The organism is Streptomyces sp. NPDC087270, assembly GCF_044744625.1.
In the GTDB taxonomy this organism is placed as follows: domain Bacteria; phylum Actinomycetota; class Actinomycetes; order Streptomycetales; family Streptomycetaceae; genus Actinacidiphila.
The window spans coordinates 503,852-522,256 of record NZ_JBIUYR010000004.1 but is presented as its reverse complement, the minus strand read 5'-3'; the positions used below and the strand labels follow the sequence as shown (position 1 = coordinate 522,256).

General features: G+C 71.1%; 14 protein-coding genes and 1 pseudogene. 9 read left to right on the top strand and 6 right to left on the bottom strand.

Annotated elements, in window-relative coordinates; all coding sequences use genetic code 11:
* Positions 1-371: 371 nt before the first annotated feature.
* Positions 372-1,382 carry an NADP-dependent oxidoreductase gene (locus tag ACIPAE_RS11380; RefSeq protein ID WP_402444478.1) on the bottom strand — a complete coding sequence of 337 codons (1,011 nt, stop codon included), beginning with the start codon at positions 1,380-1,382 and terminating at the stop codon, positions 372-374.
* 207 nt (positions 1,383-1,589) lie between these two features.
* Between ACIPAE_RS11380 and ACIPAE_RS11375 the strand changes: the two genes are divergently transcribed.
* The 3 genes from ACIPAE_RS11375 to ACIPAE_RS11365 all read left to right on the top strand — a co-directional run bounded on the left by ACIPAE_RS11375 (position 1,590) and on the right by ACIPAE_RS11365 (position 3,828).
* The gene (locus tag ACIPAE_RS11375; RefSeq protein ID WP_402444476.1) at positions 1,590-2,222 is read left to right on the top strand and encodes a TetR/AcrR family transcriptional regulator; all 633 of its coding nucleotides are present in this window, start codon (positions 1,590-1,592) and stop codon (positions 2,220-2,222) included.
* Between the two features lie 333 nt (positions 2,223-2,555).
* A complete protein-coding gene (locus ACIPAE_RS11370) occupies positions 2,556-3,260 on the top strand; it encodes a nucleotidyltransferase domain-containing protein (protein ID WP_402444475.1) in 705 nt (234 codons plus the stop codon).
* 190 nt (positions 3,261-3,450) lie between these two features.
* A complete protein-coding gene (locus ACIPAE_RS11365) occupies positions 3,451-3,828 on the top strand; it encodes a hypothetical protein (RefSeq protein ID WP_402444473.1) in 378 nt (125 codons plus the stop codon).
* 185 nt (positions 3,829-4,013) lie between these two features.
* Here the strand turns inward: ACIPAE_RS11365 and ACIPAE_RS11360 are convergent, their stop codons facing one another.
* Both ACIPAE_RS11360 and ACIPAE_RS11355 read right to left on the bottom strand, forming a co-directional pair.
* Entirely contained in the window at positions 4,014-4,577 is a 564-nt protein-coding gene (locus ACIPAE_RS11360) for a GNAT family N-acetyltransferase (RefSeq protein WP_402444471.1), read from the bottom strand.
* A gap of 354 nt (positions 4,578-4,931) precedes the next feature.
* Positions 4,932-5,447: a hypothetical protein gene (locus ACIPAE_RS11355; RefSeq protein WP_402444469.1), complete on the bottom strand. Its 516-nt coding sequence runs from the start codon at positions 5,445-5,447 to the stop codon at positions 4,932-4,934.
* Between the two features lie 70 nt (positions 5,448-5,517).
* Here ACIPAE_RS11355 and ACIPAE_RS11350 point away from each other — a divergent pair, with 70 nt between their 5' ends.
* Positions 5,518-5,895: a hypothetical protein gene (locus tag ACIPAE_RS11350; protein WP_402444468.1), complete on the top strand. Its 378-nt coding sequence runs from the start codon at positions 5,518-5,520 to the stop codon at positions 5,893-5,895.
* Positions 5,896-6,107: 212 nt separating this feature from the next.
* Here ACIPAE_RS11350 and ACIPAE_RS11345 read toward each other — a convergent pair.
* Positions 6,108-8,692, bottom strand: a pseudogene (locus ACIPAE_RS11345) (DUF262 domain-containing protein).
* A gap of 638 nt (positions 8,693-9,330) precedes the next feature.
* On the opposite strand from ACIPAE_RS11345, the gene ACIPAE_RS11340 reads away from it, so the two are divergent.
* The 3 genes from ACIPAE_RS11340 to ACIPAE_RS11330 all read left to right on the top strand — a co-directional run bounded on the left by ACIPAE_RS11340 (position 9,331) and on the right by ACIPAE_RS11330 (position 12,880).
* A complete protein-coding gene (locus ACIPAE_RS11340) occupies positions 9,331-9,597 on the top strand; it encodes a hypothetical protein (protein ID WP_402444466.1) in 267 nt (88 codons plus the stop codon).
* Positions 9,598-10,013: 416 nt separating this feature from the next.
* Complete coding sequence (locus ACIPAE_RS11335; protein WP_402444464.1) at positions 10,014-10,571, top strand: SMI1/KNR4 family protein; 558 nt, start codon at positions 10,014-10,016, stop codon at positions 10,569-10,571.
* A 188-nt stretch (positions 10,572-10,759) separates the two neighbouring features.
* Positions 10,760-12,880, top strand: coding sequence for a HEAT repeat domain-containing protein (locus tag ACIPAE_RS11330; protein ID WP_402444462.1), 2,121 nt, complete (start codon positions 10,760-10,762; stop codon positions 12,878-12,880).
* Positions 12,881-13,116: 236 nt separating this feature from the next.
* Here the strand turns inward: ACIPAE_RS11330 and fxlM are convergent, their stop codons facing one another.
* On the bottom strand, positions 13,117-14,961 hold the full coding sequence (fxlM, locus tag ACIPAE_RS11325) for a methyltransferase, FxLD system (RefSeq protein WP_402444460.1): 1,845 nt from the start codon (positions 14,959-14,961) through the stop codon (positions 13,117-13,119).
* Positions 14,962-15,600: 639 nt separating this feature from the next.
* Between fxlM and ACIPAE_RS11320 the strand changes: the two genes are divergently transcribed.
* Complete coding sequence (locus ACIPAE_RS11320; RefSeq protein WP_402444458.1) at positions 15,601-16,650, top strand: polysaccharide deacetylase family protein; 1,050 nt, start codon at positions 15,601-15,603, stop codon at positions 16,648-16,650.
* 318 nt (positions 16,651-16,968) lie between these two features.
* Here the strand turns inward: ACIPAE_RS11320 and ACIPAE_RS11315 are convergent, their stop codons facing one another.
* Positions 16,969-17,823, bottom strand: a complete 855-nt coding sequence (locus ACIPAE_RS11315; protein ID WP_402444456.1) for an NmrA family NAD(P)-binding protein — start codon at positions 17,821-17,823, stop codon at positions 16,969-16,971.
* 127 nt (positions 17,824-17,950) lie between these two features.
* Between ACIPAE_RS11315 and ACIPAE_RS11310 the strand changes: the two genes are divergently transcribed.
* A complete protein-coding gene (locus ACIPAE_RS11310; protein ID WP_402444454.1) occupies positions 17,951-18,349 on the top strand; it encodes a winged helix-turn-helix transcriptional regulator in 399 nt (132 codons plus the stop codon).
* The last annotated feature ends 56 nt before the right edge of the window (positions 18,350-18,405 follow it).

The window sequence follows — 18,405 nt, the reverse complement described above, 5'->3', positions numbered from 1 at the left end:
CGCAAGACGCTCGACTGGGATACCCCAGCCGAGCGTCTACGTGATCTACTCACCACCTGAAACAAGTGGTGTTGCGACGACCCCTTGAACCCAAGCCGAGGATCGGGGCCCTGAGTCGTCCCTGGGGGTCGCTTGGGGAGCCGTTCGGGGAGCCGAGTACGGAGTCAGGGCTCCCGGGGCGGGGCCCGGGCTGCGGTAGCACCGTCGCCTCCACGGATTCGTTCGTCGGGTGGGGCGGGAGGAAGCATGCACTGTGTTCGCTCACAGATTCGTTGCCGTCAGCGGGAACAGCGGCTCGCGGCACCGGGGAGCGCGAGGCGTTCCGAGCCGCTATCGGATTGGCCGGCGACGCGTCGGCCGCTCCGCTCGGGTCAACCGTCCATCGTCACCAGGATCTTCCCCGTCGTGTGCTCACGCGCGAACGCCACGCACGCGTGCGCCGCGTCCGTCAGCCGGAAGCGGCGGCCGATCGTGGCCTTGAGGGCGCCGGCGACCGCGTCGGCCGCCACCTCCGGCATGCCGCCGTAGTGGCCGTCCATGTCCAGCACCATGCTGCCCGTCACGTCCGAGCGGCCCAGCGCGTCGGCGTCCGGCGGCGGGGGCGTGATCGTCAGCAACCTGCCGCCGGGCCGCAACGTGGAGGCGAGGCCGCGGAGTTCGGTGCCGGGCAGGTACAAGTTCAGGATGGCGTCGACTCCTCCGGGGTGCCGCCGCAACGTCTCCGCGGTGACGTCGTCGGTGCGGTAGTCGACCACTTCGGCCGCGCCCAACTGCCGTACGAGGGTGGCGTCGGCCGCCGTTGCCGTGGCGGTCACCCGCGTTCCCGCGGCGGCCAGCAGCGGCAGCACGGTGGTTCCCACCCCACCCGTGGCCCCGACCACCAGCACCGTCTCGTCCGCGCCGAACGCCCCGGCCGCGACCAGCGCGCGGGCCGTCGTTCCGACGATGGGCAGCGCCGCCGCCTGGTCGACCGGCAGCGCGGCCGGGCGGTGGGCGACGAACGGCGTGTCGGCCTCGACGACCACGTACTCCGCGAGCGATCCCGTCCCCAGCGACGGTCGCGCCGCACCCGCCATGGGGCGCAGCACCCGGGGCAGCGCGAAACCGAAGACCTCGTCCCCGGCGGTGTAGCCGGACACGTCCGGGCCGACGTCGGTCACCGTGCCGGCGAAGTCGTTGCCGGGCACGTGCGGGAAGTCCACCTCGACCATCGCACGGTAGTCGCCGCCGGGAAGCACCAGGTCGGCGGCGTTCAGCGCAGCCGCCGCCACCTTGATCCGCAACTGTCCGGGGCCGGGCCGCGGGACCGGCACCTCGGTCACCACGTAGGTCTCGGGCGGTCCGTAACCCGGGGCCACCAGGGCCCGCATCGTTCGCGTCATGCCGCATCCTCCCGAAGCACCCACGGGAACCCGACCGCGCGGTCAGGTTATTCTGGGAGTGGACGGTACGATAACGCGACCGCGCGGTCAACTTACGGCCGCGGGACGCCGAGCGGTGAGGCCCGCGCCGCGAGGAGTCGTCGGGTACCGGTCCGAGCAACGTGCCGAGCCGATGCCGATGCCGATGCCGAGGAGCGAGCGAACCGTATGCCCCCGCCTGAAAGCCCACGCCCGCGGCGCTCCCTGCGGGCCGACGCGGCACGCAACCGCGACCTGCTGCTCGCCGCCGCCACCGCGGAGTTCACCGAACGCGGCGTCGACGCCTCCGTCGCGGACATCGCCCGCCGCGCGGGGATGGGAAAGGGCACGGTCTTCAACCACTTCCCGAGCAAGGACCATCTGCTCACCGCGATCGTGGTGGCCCGCCTCGACCAGCTCACCGGGTCCGCCGAGGCCCTCCTCACCGGGTCCGATCCCGGCGCGGCACTGCTGGACTTCCTGACCCTGGGTGCGGAGCAACAGCAACAGCTCGACCTCTCCGCCATGTTCGCCGGCGGCACGGCGGGCATCCAGGACCCGGCGGGGGTCGATCAGGCACGCGAGCGGATGGTCCGCGCCGTCGACGCCCTGGTCGCCCGAGCGCGCGCGCAGGGGGCCGTACGGCCTGACATCACCGGAGCCGACGTCGTCCTGCTGATGTGCGCACCCGCGTACGCGGCCGGCCCCCTCGGCCAGGCGTACCCGGACCTCTGGCGCCGCTACCTGATGGTGGTCTTCGACGGCCTGCGCCCCGAGGGCGCCCACCCCCTGCCGCACCCACCGCCCCCGTTGCAGCCTTAGGCCGAAGCCGAGGCCGAGGCCGCACCGAGCCCGGCACCCCCGCCGCCGGCCGGCCCCCGCGGATCGCGACGGCTACCCGGACGGCCACCCGTTCGTGTTGGCGACGACGGCTTCGCACCTGTCGCGTTTGAGGTGGAGGTCCCAGCGGGTGTCCGCGAGGTCGGCCGGGGCGAAGGGCTCCGGCAGAGTGCTCGGGTCCCAGCGCTCGGCGACGTACCTGACCGGGAGTCCAGCGAGAGCCCAGCGGGAGCCCGCCGGGAGCTCAGCGGCGGTGCGGCCGGTACCGGCAGAAAATTCTCGGCGCGCGGAACCGCAGGTCCGGATACTTGCCGTATGGAAGCGATCGAAGCAGCACGAGCCGTAGTCGAAGAACTCCATGCCGACGCAAGAGCCGCGTTCTTGGGCGGCAGCGTCGTGACGGAGCGCCGGACCGAGAAGTCCGACCTCGACCTCGTGGTGTTCCTGCACGGCGCCCCCGCCCCGTACCGGTCGAGCTTCCGGCGCCACGGCTGGCCGGTGGAGATGTTCGTGCACACCGAGGAGACCTGGCACGCCTTCGTCGACCGGGAAGTACCGCAGCGCCGGTCACCGCTGCTCTTCATGTGCGCCGACGGGCTGCTGCTCTTCGACGCGGACGGAATCGGCGAGCGCATCGCCACCGCGTCCCGGAAACTGGCCGCGGCCGGACCTCCGCCCGTGACCACCCAGGAGATCGAGGACCGCCGCTACGCGATCACCGACCTCCTCGATGACCTCGACGGGTCCACCGACCCCGGCGAACGGCTCTTCATCTGCTCCGAGTTGGCGGTCCGCACCGCTGAACTCGCCCTGGCTGTCAACGGTTCCTGGGACGCCGGCGGCAAGTGGCTCGCGCGCCTGCTCGACACCGCGGCGCCAGGGCTCAACACGCAGCTCCACAACGGAGTCCGGCTGGCACTCGAAGGGCAGGCAGACAACCTCGTCGGCGTGGTGGACCAGGTGCTGGAGCAGGCCGGCGGACGGCTGTGGGCCGGCTACCGGCGCAGCGGCACGCCGTAAGCCGGCACGGCGCGCCACACACGAGGCGCTTCCCTTCGAACCGTGGCAACCGGGCTGCCGAACATGGACGCAGCCGAAACCCCTGCCGATGAGGATCGGTGATGACGGCTCTCCCCGCCGTTCCGTGACACCGGAGCCGTTGAGTCATCACCTCCTGATGCGCGGGGCGTTCGACGCGTATCGTCCAGACGTGGACACCGCCGGCACACCCCGCGTCCTCGTCATCGGGCTTGATCCGTATCGGGTGCCCGGGCCGTGGAATCCCGAGCCGGCTGCCAGGGCGATCGAGGCGGGGCTGGCCAAGTTCGCCGAACACGGCGTGGGCGTGGCGAGCTGCCTGTTCGGCCTTGACGGAAGTGACGACATCGGCGTGGTCCTCGCGAACGCGCTGCGAGCCCATCCGTGGGAGTGCGTCACCGTCGGCGGTGGCCTGCGGCACTCGGACGACCAGGTCGAACTCCTGGAGCAGATCGTCAACCTGATTCGGCGGCACGCACCTGATGCGGCCATCGCGTTCAACAGCAGCCCGGACACGACCTACGAGGCCGCGGCCCGCTGGATCGGTTGACGGCGGCGGGCTGGGCGGCTTGAGCGTCACCCCCCTGATCCGCCATCGCCCCTGGGGAACGGGGAGTTGAGGTCCTCGGCCTGTCCGCCTAACCCCCCTTGCCCCGGTGTCGGGGCTCGGTGGAGGGGAGAGCGATCCGCGGGTTCTTCCCGCGGCCCTGGACCCGGGTTCCGGTGCGCCGCGCGTCAGGAGCGCGCCTGCGCGAAGGCGGTCGGTGCGAAAGTGAAGGCCGCGTACGTGCGTCCGCCGACCTCGAAGTGGGCGGCTTCCGTCATCCCGTAGTGCCGGTGCACCGCCAGGGAGCGCTCGTTGGCCAACTCGACGAACGCGACGGCGAGGTCGAAGTCGTCCTTCAGGGCGCGGCTGAGCGCCGTGAGCAGTTGCGTCAGCAGCCCCCGCCCTTGGAAGCGTGCGTCGACCGCGACGGGGCCGTAAAGGAAGAGCCTGCCCAGGTCACGCCCGTCCGCCGCCTTCGTGACTGCCGCGACGGCTGCCGCGGCCGGGTGCTGCGGGGGCAGCCCGCCCGGCTCGCTCGTGATCGCGAACCCGGCCAGCTCCCCGCCCGCGTCGGCGACGAAAATGCCCGGGCCGTCCTGGAAACGGGCGAGGAGGTCCTCCGTCAACTGGCCCTGCACGAAGCCCCGACGCGCCTGTTCCTCGTCACTGAGCCCTACTCCGCGGGCCTCGTCCATCAGGGCCAGGATCGAAGCGTGATCTTCGGGGCGGGACCTGCGCACGTTGATCGCCATACCGGAGACCCTACGCAGAAGGTGGAGTGCCGAAGGGCGCGCCGCCTTTCCTCAACCCCCTTCGGCTGCTGCCGCGTCGAGCGGGTGCGCCACCCGGACGGCACCTTCGTCAGCGAGACCCACGTGTACGACACCCCGCAGGTGGCACCCCGCAGGTGGCCCCGGGCTCTGCTCGACGGCCCGCCCGAACGCGTCCACAGAGCCTCGCACGCCGGTAGGAACCGACCCGCAGCAGACCACCTCGCCGAGCCCGGCGAACGGGAAGCCGCCCCGCAGTCGACGAATCCCGGCAGCCGGCGGCTCGAAAGGAGCGTCAACCGAGTCATGACGTTCACGGGGGTGGACCCACGTCGATCAGTCGTCGGCCGCGACGAGGAGAGTCAGCAACTGCCGCTCGTCGTCGATGGCGATGAACTCGTGGAAGTCGATGTGCACTCCACCCCAGTCATGGAAGCACATGCTGCCGAGATCGCGAAGGCGGTAGAGCCGGCCGGCCGAGTCCACCACGGTGAACAGTGCCGTATCGAGTGCGTCGCTCAGCGAGTCCGGGAGCTCGCCGTGCTGACGCGCCCAGTCCCGCAGCGTCTGCGTGGCGACGGTGCAACTGACGGGCTGGTAGCCGTCAGGGCTGACCGAGCGAAGCCAGTAGGGGCCGTGACGGGTGCCGTCCGGGTCGACGCCGCCGCCCGCGTAGTCGTCGCGGAACTGCTCGTGGGCGATGACGGCTGCCAGCAGTTCCGCGTCCTGGCTGCCGCGCCGAAAACGGAAGGACTTCAGGTCGACCCACCGAAAGCCGTGGGTGCTGCCCTCCGGGAAAACGTGGTCCCGGAAGTTCACGAACGTCGGGCCCACGAGATCCAGCTCGGTCACGGAAGCACGCTATCCCGAGGGCGTTGACGAAGACCTGGGGATCACTCGCTCAGCCCGGGATACTGGCGCGATGACCATCGACGCGCCCTTCGAGATGACCGCGGGCTGGTGGGACGAGCCTTGGTATCGGGTCCGTACGGACAGGTTCGTGGCGTCTTTCCTGCCCGACGCCGGCGAGGACTTGGACGCCGTCTGCAACGTCGACGTCGAAGTTCGGCTGATGGACGGGTCGCGGTGGAGCGCGACCGTGTTCACCCTCGCCGAGGTGCAGCGCCTGATGGAGAGGTGGGCCGAGACCGGCGAGACAGCGGGTGGCCGCTACTTCTGGTGCTCGGACGGGCTCATCGTCCGCGAGCCGGGCATCGACAACATGACGCAGGCGATCAGCGGCGTGCTCGACGAAGGAGACTTCGAGCAGATCCTCCAGCGGGTCGAAGACGATGAGTAGTTGTCCCGGGGCTGCCGGTTGAAGCCGCCTGGCTCGCCGGCAGCTTCACAGCCCAAGGGCCCTACGGACTTCGGTAAGCCGCTCGTCTCTGATGCCGGCGGATGCCTCGCCCAAGGCGACCGCGCGGCGCGACTGGTTGACCTTCTTCGACGGGTAACGGCACGCGTGGGACCTGGAGCAGCGTCGCCCACGCGTGCCGATTGATGCAGGGGTCAGAGGGAATCCGCGCCCTCCGCGGTCACGTGACGGCGGTTGGCCTGGGCGACCGTGTGCGAGAACCACTCCAGCACCGCGCACAGTTCATCGCTGTGCTCGGCGAAGACCTCCAGCGGGAAGGACGGGCGCAGGTCCAGCTTGGCTTCGGCCAGGCCGATGCCGTCGATGGAGTTGAGGCGGTCGAGCAGCTCGCGCCGGAGGGGTTCGTCGTCGAAGGGCGGGCGGCGCTTCAGGTACTGGAAGACGACCTCGACCGTGCCGGACACCGGGTAGATCCCCAGCGGCCACGTCGTACGGATAGTGGCTGTGCCGGCGAGCCGGGCCGTGGGGAAGCAACTCGTCTCGTTCGCACGGCCGTAGGCGAGGTGACCGCCCTGCCGCTCCCAGAAGCGCAGGGCGTGCAGGACTCCGTCGGCGGTCTGCGCGGTCTGGTTGTCGCGGAGTTGGGTTTCGAACCGGGCCGCCTCCGACTGCCGCCCGGCGTCGTCCTCGGGACTGGAGAGCTCTGCCTCCTCGTCGTGCTCCCTGCCCGTCAGGGCTGCGAGATCGGCCGTGGTCAACCGATGGGAGCGTCGGGCCCGGCCGGCTTCGTCGAAGGGAACGCCTTCTGCTTCCAGGCGGGTCCGCGCGTCTCCGGATTCCTCGCCGTCCGGCCAGCGGAAGGCCGCCGAGACGCGGCCGTCCGCCGTCAGCACCCGGTAGGCACCGTGCAGCCCGGCCTTGGTGGCCAAGTGCTGGCCGACCGGGACGGCGTGGGTACCGATGAGCGCCGCGACATCGCCGTATGTGGTCCAGGTGCCGGCGGGCATGGCAAGGAGCGTGGCGCGCAACTCCTTCCAGCCGGACCACTCGTCGTCGGCCGGGATCGTCCCGGAGATCGGGCCCGGCCACAACCGCACCGCCCGCTCGGCGAGTTCGTCGGCGCGGGCCAGCACCTCGGCTCGGCCCCACCGTTCCTGGCCGGCAATGGCCTGGTTCATGCGCAGGGCGCTGGAGTCCAGGATCTCCTGCTTACGGCGGAAGGGGTGGTTGGACAGCTTCGCGTTGTCGGCCGACAGCGTCAGGTTGCCCAGCGTGTGGACGAGCGAGGCGTGCAGCTCCTCCGGGGTCTGACCGTCCTCGGTCTCCTCCGCGAGCAGGTCCAGCCACTGATGAGCGGGGGTCTGCGGGAGGACGTGCTCCACGGTGAGGTGGGCCTTGGCGTAGTCGACCGGTTCGCTGCTCCCGTAGCTGTCCTCCAGCCTGCGCAGCACCTGGAAGCGCTGGTTGCCGCGGCCGGCCTTGTAGAAGGGCCGGGTGCGGATGGCCTCGCGGACGGCGTCGTCGTCGGGCCAGACGCGGGCTCCCACCTGGTTCTTGGACAGGAAGCGGCGCACCGCCTCCGCGGGGTCGTCGTCCTTCTCCAACTCCTTGGGGATCTCCATGAACACGCGGTTGCTGCCCATGGTCGAGTAGCCGGCCAGCAGCCGCCGCACCATGTAGCTCTCGGCATAGGCGAGCGCCCGAGCGGCCTGGTGTCCGGTGGTCTGGCCGGCGTCCACCCGGTCGAGGAGCATGAGCGCCAAGGGGTAGTGCGTCTGGCCGCCCCAGCGGGACATCCGCTCCAGGACCTCCCGGAGATCAGGGTCCGGTTCCAACTCCGGCCGCAGAATGCGCACGAGGCGTTCGGCACGCGCTGCGAGAGCCGTGATCTCGTTCTCCAGCGCGGCCTCGTCGGTGCTGATGGGTTCCAGGCGCCGCTTCTGGTCGCGGTAGATGTCGCTCTGCTTGGCCCGGCTGTTGCCGGCCACGACCAGGTCGAGCCACACCAGGAGTTCGAGGTTGTCCGGGCCGAGGAGTTCCTGCATCGGCAGCCAGCGGTTGCGGTAGACCCGTTCGCCGCGGGTCGGCAGGCACATGAAGAGGTAGTTGCGCAGCAGGTCGCTCTGGCTCAACCCGACACCGGTGTTGTTGATCGACTCGAAGATCCGGTAGACGTTGTCGCCCTCAGCCGCGGTGATCTCGACGATCGACAGCAGACCGCTGAGGACGAACTCCACCGTGTCCGTCCACTCCTCGCCCCCGCTCTCCTCCCCCTCGGTCAACGCCGACAGGAAGAAGCGGTAGGCGGCACCCACGTTTCCGGGGCCACCCGCCTTGGGCGACGTCTCGATGCAGGCGATGAACGCGTCGCGGTCCGCCTGTGTCGGCAGCAACCGGTAATGGTCGTCACCGCTGCGGTACTTGTTGACGAGGACGAGGTCGTGGATGCGGTCGGCCTTCTGCTCCGCTCCCCGTGCGCGGTGCCGGTCGCGCAACGCGGTGAAGGCGAGCATGAGGGTGGTCAGGCGCTGCTGCCCGTCGACGACGAGCCAGCGCTGCATCCCACCCGCGGTGATCCGGCCGGGCGCCAACACGACGGAGCCGAGGAAGTGCGCCGCGGGAGCGCGGTTCCCCAACTGGTCCTCGACCAATTCCTGTACGTCGTCCCAGAGCTGTTGCAGCTACTCACGCTCCCAGTGTACGTCCGCTGGTACAGGGGCACTTGGTACTGCTTCTCGCCCTGGACGAGGTCGTTGAACGTGGTCTCCTGAGCGTGCACGCGCGCCTCTCCCCAAGGTGTGTCGATCGGCTCCCATGCTGCCATTGCCTCTGCGCCGATGGGCCGATATCCGGTCATTCGGACACGGGACGACGCCGCGGTGTGCACAGCGCACCGACGGTGCGAGCTTCTGGTGGAGGAGGTCCGCTCCGCGTCCGGACCGCCGGCTGACCGATGTCGTGGCCGGCGATGGACGGGCCCGACAAACTCGCTGGTCGCTCCGGTTGCACGGCTTGCTCCTGGTGCTCCAGGGACGTCAAGCGGCGGACTTGCGCGCATAGGGCGTCGGTTGGGCAGCATGCGCACCGGTGAAGGTCGAACTGCTCCCGGCCGTACTGAAACCCTGCTCGGGGCAGCGCCGCGCAACCGGCGCAAGCCGGTGGCTCGCAAAGACACAGGTCAGCAGCGCCGAACGGGCGGGGCGCAGCAGACATCCTCAGGAAGTCACACAGCGACTCCCCGGCCTCGGGAGAACGCGCAGCGACGCCCTTCCCTCCTTGCGGCTTCCCTCGACGCCTGGGTGGGCGTCACCCGCCCCGCCAGGGGACTTGCGCCGCTAACCCCCGACTCCTCCAGAGTCCGCTCACCCGAATCCACCGCATGCCGTCCCCCGGCATGCACGACACCAAGGACTCGCCATGAGCACCACTGACGCCCATGACACCCACGACACCCATGCGAATGACCCGCAGTCCCGCGAAGCCGCTCCGAGCGAGCCGCACGCGCCGGAACAGGGCTCCCCGGACCGCACACGTGCACAGAGCACCCTGGCTTGGACCACGGTCGGGTGGTCCGCGGCCCTCTGCACCACCGGTGCGGTCCTCTCCCTGACCGGCCACCAGGAAACGGGCATTGCCCTGATCCGCGCCGGTTCCTTGGCAGGAGCCATCCGCATCCGGAAGTAAGGCACGACCCTCTGGCCCCGCTGCCGTACGCGCCCCGTCCGGCAGCGGGCCACTGCCTCTGTGCGCCTCTCCACGTCGTTCGCGAAGCCTCTCCGCAGACCCTCCGTCGAGGAGATACGCCGCCGGACGGCGCTCGATCCTGCTCAGGCCCTGGCGGGGGCGGTCCCGATGGGGTCCGTGACCCGGTAGCCGCCAGTGGATACTCCGGCTGGTCGTCGCCCCGACCTGTGTGTTCCGGTCGTCGTCAGTGCCCGCCGCTAGGTTCGGCAGTGCGGCAAACGAACTCCCACCCTTTCTCCAGACCAACTTCCCATGCATTGAGCTCAATTGCGGCACTCCCCCGTGCGGGAGTTCCACCGCTCCGCCCTCGACTCCGCAGAGATCCTCGCCATACGACTCACCTCGAAAGGGGCAGCGTGACCGAGTACCTGTCGCTCCTCGCGCGTGTACGCAGCAGAGCCGAGCAGCAATCCGCGGACCTTCCACCGTGCGTCAGTGAACAGGACATTGCGCAGGCCGAGTCCGCTCTCGGTTTCTCCCTGCCACCGGTCTTGAGCGGGTTGTACCGCCATGTCGCCAATGGCGGCTTCGGGCCCGAGTACCTCCTGTTTCCGCTGACGGGCCAGGGGCGGACCGCAGTCGCCGAGTACGGACCTCTCCGCACGACCACTTCTGAGTACTGGCCTCGCGGCGTCCTGCCGATCCTGGACTGGGGCTGCGGCATGTCCGCCGCCGTCGACTGCACACGACCCGAGGCCCCCGTCCTGCTCTTCGAGCCGAATGCCGTGACCGACAACTGGGCCGACGCCTGGTTCCAGGACTCGCCCTCCCTCACTCGGTGGCTGACTTCGTGGCTGGACGGAACCGGCTGGTGGGAGGAGGAGGTCATGATGGCTGAGGACGCTCAGGAACCGCTCCCGTGGCCCGATGCGGCTCAACGTCTCACCGGGAGCGGACAAAGCGGCCAGCGGTGAGCGGTAGACGGCACCGGTCGCGGGGGCCGGGCGGATGGAGCGGGGGCGAGCGGCGGTCGGCGGTCGGCGGTCGGCGGTCGGCGGTCGGCGGTCGGCGGTCGGCCGATCGTGGCGGCCGATCGTGGGCGCGGATCGTGGGCGTGGAAAACGCCGAAGCCTTGGGACGGCTCGTCCGGCACGATGGCTCCATGTCCAGGACTCCCGAGCCTCAGCAGGCGGCGCACCCCATATCCGCAGCCTTTGCGGCGTTCGAGGCCGCGCTGGCGCCTGCGGCCGTGAACGGTCCGGAGTCCGACGACAAGCTCGTCGCCGCGCTGCGCGGCATGGACACCGCCGGCGAGGGGGCCACGGCGCTGCTCCTGCTCACCGATCAGCCGCGTGTGGTGCTGCGTCTTGACGAGGCCGTCCGCCGGACATCCGAGTACAGCTTCCGGCGCGGGCCCCGGGGCGGCCGCACAGAGGTGGACCCGTCCGCCCTCGCTGCGGACACGACCCCGCTGGGCATCGCCCTGGCTTCCTGCCATCCGGACGGGCGGATTCGCGAACGCGCGGTACGCAGAGCGCACTTGCTGCTGAGGCAGCCCCAACCCCCCGTGGGTCTGGCACCGTTCCTCGTCCTGCGGACCGCAGACTGGGCGGGGCCGGTACGGGATCGCGCCCGCGCCGCGCTGGCGGTGCTCCTGCACGAACATCCCAAGTCGCTGGTGCCCGCCGCCGCACCGCTCACCCTCCTGATCGTCCGGCGCGAGCGGGGAGGCTTCGCGCGGCAGCAGCTGGTGAGCGCGTTGTTGTCCTCGCCCGGGACCGCTCTCTTCGAGCCGCTCCTCGCCTCGCCGGACAGGCGGCTGCGCCGGTTCGCCCTGCAAACGGCACTCGCGAGCCGTCGGCTCCCGCTCAGAAAGCTGGTCGCGATCACCAAACAGGACAGTGACCGCCAGTGCCGGGGGCAGGCGGCGGAAGCAGCCGTACGCGAAGCCGTATGGACCGAACAGACCGACCTGCTGCGGCAACTGGCGGCGAGCGTGCATCAGGACGTCCGTGTCCTGGCGCTCACCGGGCTTCTCAGAAAGGGGCTCGCGACAGAGGTCACCCCGTACCTCGGCGACACGTCGGCGCTCGTCCGCGCCGTCGCACGTGACGCCGCCCGCCGTACGGGCACGGACGCGGTCGGCTGGTACCGAACCGCGGTTCGCACACCCACGCCGGGGGCGATCGCCGGCCTCGCCGAGACCGGCCGCAAAGAGGACGCCGACCTGCTGGCTCCCTTGCTCGGCCACCACCACGCGCCCGTACGCGCCGCAGCCGTTCGTGGTCTTCGCGCGCTCGACGCGGTCCGCGTCGAGCGCACCGTCCCGCTGCTGCGCGACCCGTCCGCGAAAGTGATCCGCGAGGCCACCACAGCCCTCCGTACCCGCCTCGACCAACTGCCTTCTGGCCTGACGGAGTTGCTTCTGTCCGACCGTGATCGCGCGGCCGTCCGACGCGCCGGATACCGCCTCCTCGACGAGCCCGACTCACTTCAGCGGCTCCGCACGAACCTCCGCATCGCCCCCGACCCGGACCCCCGGCTCGCCCGGTGGGCCGCCGATACGGCCGCCGCGCTGATCCGCCACCTCCACTCTTCTCCCTGGCACGCCAGGACCGACGTCGTCCCCGCCTTCGACCCGACGGCCGACGAGCGGCGCGAACTGCTCGCGCTGACGGAGGCCGCCGCCCCGGTCCTCCCCCGCCGGACCCGTCAACTCCTCCACGAACAGCTCGAACCCGGTGCCCCCGCAACGGAACTGCTCAGAGTCCGGTACGGCCCGCACCCCGACACCAGGAACCCACTCCTGGCCGCGGAAGCCACCTTCGCCGCGGAAGACCCCCACGCAACCGTCGCCCTGATCCGCGAGGTCCTGCTCGCCGTCCTCCCGTACGCGGCCGGTTCGGCCGACGCATGGCCCGCCGAGGAGCAGTGGCCGGAGATCCTGCCGACCTGGTTCATACGGCGCCGCGCGCCCGAGGCCCCCGCCCGCCGGGGCTCCACGCCCGCTCGGCTCGCCCGGTCGCGCGGCCTGACCAGGCAGCAGCGCGCGACCGCACCACAGACGGACGCGGTCGCCGACTGGCGGCTCCTGGACTGGATCAACCTCTTCGACCCCGACGGCATGGCCGGCAGCCGCACCTGGCGCTGGTGGGACGGCGGAGCCAGGGGGCACACCACCGGGTGGGTCCGCTTCGGCACCGACGGCCAGCCCTACGGTGGGCGCCAGGCCCTGCTCTGGCTGATCGAAGCCGCGGGCGGCCACGACGTCGAACTGCCATAACCCCAGGGTCGGGGGCCAGTTGGGAGCCGATCCCCGAATCACCGCGAGGGCGCCCCATGCCCGCTCGGGCCAACCCCCAGACCTGCCACAGTGCCAAACGCCCCACTACCCGATCTTGGCCCGTATGCCGGTCCCGCACCCAGTTCAGGAAGCCGCCCTCGCCGGGCGGCACGGGTGATCGCGTCCGGGCTCGCCTCGTCCACGGCGCAGGGGTACCGCCTTCCACGGGCAGGCGGTCAGGGGCGGCGTGGTGACCAGTCGAAGACCAGGCAGCTCCGCGGCTTGCGCAGCACGTGTCCGGTGGGCAGTTCGGCGTCGGGGGTGTCGGCGGGGTGGACGGTCAGACGGGGGCCGGCGCCGTACCGTACGTCGCGGTCCCACGCACGCACCCGGTCCGCCAGCAGGTCGGACAGGGCGCGGGCGCGGGGGCCGAAGGCGTGGACGACGAACTCCCATACAGGCTGCGCCTCCTGAGGAGGCTCATGGGTCGGCTCACGGGTCGGCTCCTGGTCCGCCTCGCGGATCTTGACGTGGGTCAGATACGCGAGGGAGTGGCCTTGCGTGACCGCGGCGGCGTCGGCGCCGCTCGGCAGTTCGAGGTGCGCGGTGTCGGGATCGTCGGGGCCTCGGGTGAGGGACAGCCGGCAGAACCCCCGCACCGTGGTGGCGAGGAAGAGCTGAAGCGTGGCGAAGGGGACGCCGGACTCGATGGTGACCCCGGTCGGCGTGTCCAGGCGCGGCATCGTCAAGGCGGCGTCCAGCCGGGCGGTGTCGGCGGGTTCGCCGTCCTCGAACCGCAACTGTGCCTTTCCATCGAGTAGTTGTACGACTGGTGTCCGCCGGCCGCCGATGCCCTGGTCGCGTACGAAGCCGCAGACCGTGAAGCCCTGGGCGACCAGCGTGTCTCCTTGCCGTTGGAAGGCGATCGCCCGGGTGTAGCCGCCGACTTCGAGCGGGACGACCAGGTGTCCGCCCTGGGCGAGTTGAGCGGTCCACGCGGGCGCGAGGTCCCAGCAGTTGTGGGTGAGGAAGATCGCGTCGAAGCCGGTTCGCGGCACGTGGTGCTCCGGTGCGCCGAGCGCGCCGTCGCCGAGGACGAGTCGCACCCGGCCGTAGCCCGCCTCGTCGGTGAACCGGCGCGCGCGGCGGATGACGTACGGGTCGATGTCGAGGCTGACGACCGTCCCCGTGGGGCCGACGATCTCCGCGAGAAGGGACGCCTTGTAGCCGCCGGAGCCGATCTCGAGGACCCGCATGCCGGGTGCGAGCCGGGCGTTCTCGATCATGTCGGCGTGCAGCCAGGCCGCGCTGACGGAACTGATCGCCCGCCCGTCGCCGTCCCGGCGGGTCACCACGGCCAGGTTGGCGTCGTACGCGGTCTCCAGGGGGACTTCGGGCGCGTAGCGGTGGCGGGGGACCGTACGGAACGCGGCCTCCACCAGCGGTGTACGCACGCATCCGTCGGCGACGATCGAGTCGACGAGCGCGTCGCGCAGCCGGACGGCGGCCGAGGGCTCTCCCGGTACGGGGACGGCCGCGACGGCGTGCGGGTAGCGGTGGGGCGGGTGGGCCGGGTCCAGGCTGGGCAGGACGCCGGGCAGGATGCCGGGCCAGACCGTGTCGAGCGCGTGGACGGCCGGCGCGGAGATCGGCCCGATGCCGGACAGGGTGTGCGGCTCGTGCCACTCCCATTCCCCTCGCGTGGAGTCGTACGGTTGGAGGCGCGCGAGCGTTCCGGACCAGGCGGTGACGCGGACCACCGCGGTCAGCCGAGGCACTCCGTGGGTGTCGTCGGCCACCATCGCCAGCAGGTGGGCGTGCGCGGGGTCGGCCCGCAGGCCGGTCCCCTCGGCCAGTTCGCGGACGGCCGCTTCCTCGAACGACTCCGATCCGCGGTTCTTCCCCCCGGCCGGCTCCCAGATGCCGCGCGGCGAACGGCCCAGCAGAATCCGTCCACTTGAGTCGGTGACGACCGCGTACGCCGCGGTCAGCGCCTGCGGGGAGGACGGGCCGTCCGGTTCGCCGCCCACCGCCAGGTCCCGATCTCCCGTTCCGGGAGCGGGAATTCGCTCGGACAGCACCGCCTGCTCGGCACCTTCAAGATGCTGGCGGCCCCGTTCGCGTGCGCGGTGGCCGTCCCGTTCGTCCTGCGTGCCGTGTCCCATGATCTGCCTAACTGGGCCACAGGGCACGGGGTTTCGGCCACGGGAGGAGTGCCGGGTGGTGCCGCGCGCGTCGCGTTGCGGGTGGGAAGCGGTGGCCGTGGCCCTCCTACCCGGCGCCCGGGAAGAGTTCGAAACTTTCGAAGAAAGTCGTCGCCGATCGGTCGAACATCTCGCGTTGCACGGAAGGGCGTTGGAAAGATCTGGCACATCAACCTTCTGGCCTGCGGAATTAGAAGGGAGACGATGCTCCGGCTCTCCCGAATCATTCGTCGGCAGTGCCGAAAGTGTTGACAGCGCTTGAGGGTTGGCCAACACTGTCGCCGTCGGCGGACCCCACCCGCCGGCTCGGGTCACCTCCCCACCCCGGCTCTCCGGTCGCCGAGCGCACGGCGGTCGTCGCGGTCGGGTCGCCGTGCGGCACACCACCGCGCGGCCGTCACACCGCTCGTCCACCACCGGTGACCCGCGCAGCGTCCCCTCGCGCTGCCTTCCCCCCACCCCTGATCAGGAGGAAGCGCCCTCATGAATCTTGCCCCGGCCCGATCGACGCGTCCCATGAGCACCAGACCCCACCTGAACACCGGACCGCACCCGACGACGCGCGCCCTGGTCACCGTACTGGCGGCCCTCGCGCTGGCCGTGGCGAGCGCCTTCGCCCTCGGCGTCGGCGCGGCCCCGTCGAACGCCGCCACCTGCAACGGCTACGTCGGGCTGACCTTCGACGACGGGCCGTCCAACGACCACACCCCCGCCATCCTCAACGCCCTCAAGCAGAACGGGCTGCGGGCCACGATGTTCAACGAGGGCCAGTACGCCGCCTCGTATCCGGCCCAGGTCCAGGCCGAGATCAACGCCGGAATGTGGGTGGGCAACCACAGCTACACCCACCCGCACCTGATCCAGGAGAGCCAGTCGCAGATCGACTCGGAACTCTCCCGCACCCAGCAGGCGATCGCCGCCGGGGGCGGCGGCACCCCGAAACTGTTCCGGCCGCCCTACGGCGAGACCAACGCCACCCTGAAGTCGGTCGAGGCCAAGTACGGCCTGACCGAGATCATCTGGGACGTCGACTCGCAGGACTGGAACGGCGCGAGCACCGACGCCATCGTGCAGGCCAACTCCCAACTCACCAACGGCCAGGTCATCCTGATGCACGAGTGGCCGGCCAACACGCTGGCCGCCATCCCGCGGATCGCGCAGATGCTGGCGGGCAAGGGCCTGTGCGCCGGCATGATCTCGCCGCAGACCGGCCGCGCCGTCGCCCCCGACAGCGGGAGCGGCGGCACAGGCGGTACGACCGGCGGTACAACCGGCGGTTCGACCAGCGGTACGGGCGGGGGCAGTTGCACCGCGACGCTTTCCGCCGGCGAGCAGTGGTCCGACCGGTACAACCTCAATGTGGCGGTCAGCGGGTCCAGCAGCTGGACCGTCACCATGAACGTCCCCTCCCCCGAGAAGATCATCGCGACCTGGAACGTCAACGCGACCTGGCCCAGCAGCCAGGTGCTCACCGCCACTCCCAACGGCAGCGGCAACAACTGGGGCGTGACGATCCAGACCAACGGCACCTGGACCTGGCCCACCGTTTCCTGCCAAGCGTCCTGAGCCCTCCACCGTCACGCGTGGAGAAGGGCGCCCAGGACGACGGCAGGATCGACGTCCGGAGGTTCGGCAGGCAGCAGCGGCGTTCGCGGCCCGTGCGGCGAACGCCGCCGCGGCGAGGTCGCCGGTACGGGGCCGCGGCACGACCGTACGTGAACCCGCCGCCGGGACGGAGGCCGCGGATTCGGCGGCGGCGGGCCTCGGCAGCGTCAGCGGCCTCGGCGGCGGCGCGGCGCGGCGCGGCGCGGACCAGGTTGCGGCGGCCGAGTTCGCCGGTCGACTCGCCCTCGCCGCGGCAACGCACCGCGTCAACACGCCTCGTCAGCGCAGCGCGTCCGCGATCGCCTCGGTCAGCGGCACGGTCGGGCGCCCGAGCAGGCGCCGCAGGTCGCCGGAGTCGGTGAACAACTCGCCGCGGCTCATGGCGAGATCGGCGTCAACGAGGACGTCCGCCAGCTCGCCGGGCACGCCGGCGGCGGTCAGTGCCTGGGCGAAGGCGTCGGCCGGGAGGTCGGTGTACGTGATCGGCCGCCCGGTCGCCGCCGCGATCGCCTCGGCGAGCTCCGCCAGGGTGAACGCCTCGTCGCCGCCCAGCTCGTACACCTCGCCGGCTTGGCCCTCGGCGGTCAGCACGACCGCGGCGGCGGCAGCGTAGTCGGCGCGGGTCGCGGCACTGATCCGGCCCTGGCCGGCCGCACCGACGACAGCTGACTCGCTTAGTACCAAGGGGAGTTGAGCGGTGTAGTTCTCCAGGTACCAGCCGTTGCGCAGCATCACGCTCGGGACGCGCTCGCGCAGGTACTCCTCGGTGGCCTGGTGGGTGGCGGACAGCACGGTGGTGGAGGTGTCGGCGCGCAGCATGCTGGTGTACGCGACCAGGGTCACGCCCGCCGCCACCGCGGCGTCGATGGCGCGGCGGTGGTTGGCGACCCGCTCGTCCACGGTCGTGGTCGAGATCAGCAGCAGCTTGTCCGCGCCCGCGAAGGCCGCGGTGAGGCTGTCCGGCTCGGCGAAGTCGGCCCGGCGCGCCACGACGCCGCGGTCGGCGAGGTCCTTGATCCTGGCGACGTCCCGGCTGGTCGCGACGATGTCCGACGCCGGCACCCCGCGCGCCAGCAGTGCTTCGACGGTGAGCCGGCCAAGCTGTCCGGCGGCTCCGGTGACGACGATCGACATGGTGAAGTCCTTTCCTGCCGCGGGCCTCCCGCGGCACGAAACCCAGCGTGACCTGGTCACTCTCCTTTGGTAAGGAGCCACTTTCGGGTAAGGTGGCCACCCGGAGGAAAGGATCGAGGTGAGCGGTGTGACGACCGACGAGGATGTGAGCGAGCCCATACGGTCCTGGGACCCGTACACGCGCGGCTGCCCTTCGCGTGACGTGCTCGACCAGATCGGCAGCAAGTGGGCGGTGCTCGTGCTGGGCGAACTCGGCAGGCACGGTGCGTGCCGGTTCACCGCGCTGCGGCAGCGGCTCGCGGGAGTGAGCGAGAAGATGCTCACCCAGACGCTGCGCACGCTGGAGCGCGACGGACTGGTCCTGCGGACCGTGTACCCGGAGGTGCCGCCGCGGGTGGAATACGCGTTGACGCCGCTCGGCGAGACGCTGCGGGCTCCCCTGAAGGCGCTCACCGAGTGGTCGGTGCGGTACATCGAGGACGTCCTCGCCGCCCGTGAGGAGTACGACGGCCGCGCGAAGCACTAGCCCCCCGGAGCCAGCCGGAGCCAGCCGGACCCAGCCGGCGCCACCCGGGCGAGGCG

Bases quoted from the DNA above. Each gene is read 5' to 3' on its own strand.
- ACIPAE_RS11380 (WP_402444478.1), bottom strand. From the start codon at position 1,382: ATGACGCGAACGATGCGGGCCCTGGTGGCCCCGGGTTACGGACCGCCC.
- ACIPAE_RS11375 (WP_402444476.1), top strand. From the start codon at position 1,590: ATGCCCCCGCCTGAAAGCCCACGCCCGCGGCGCTCCCTGCGGGCCGAC.
- ACIPAE_RS11370 (WP_402444475.1), top strand. From the start codon at position 2,556: ATGGAAGCGATCGAAGCAGCACGAGCCGTAGTCGAAGAACTCCATGCC.
- ACIPAE_RS11360 (WP_402444471.1), bottom strand. From the start codon at position 4,577: ATGGCGATCAACGTGCGCAGGTCCCGCCCCGAAGATCACGCTTCGATC.
- ACIPAE_RS11350 (WP_402444468.1), top strand. From the start codon at position 5,518: ATGACCATCGACGCGCCCTTCGAGATGACCGCGGGCTGGTGGGACGAG.
- ACIPAE_RS11340 (WP_402444466.1), top strand. From the start codon at position 9,331: ATGAGCACCACTGACGCCCATGACACCCACGACACCCATGCGAATGAC.
- ACIPAE_RS11330 (WP_402444462.1), top strand. From the start codon at position 10,760: ATGTCCAGGACTCCCGAGCCTCAGCAGGCGGCGCACCCCATATCCGCA.
- ACIPAE_RS11320 (WP_402444458.1), top strand. From the start codon at position 15,601: ATGAGCACCAGACCCCACCTGAACACCGGACCGCACCCGACGACGCGC.
- ACIPAE_RS11315 (WP_402444456.1), bottom strand. From the start codon at position 17,823: ATGTCGATCGTCGTCACCGGAGCCGCCGGACAGCTTGGCCGGCTCACC.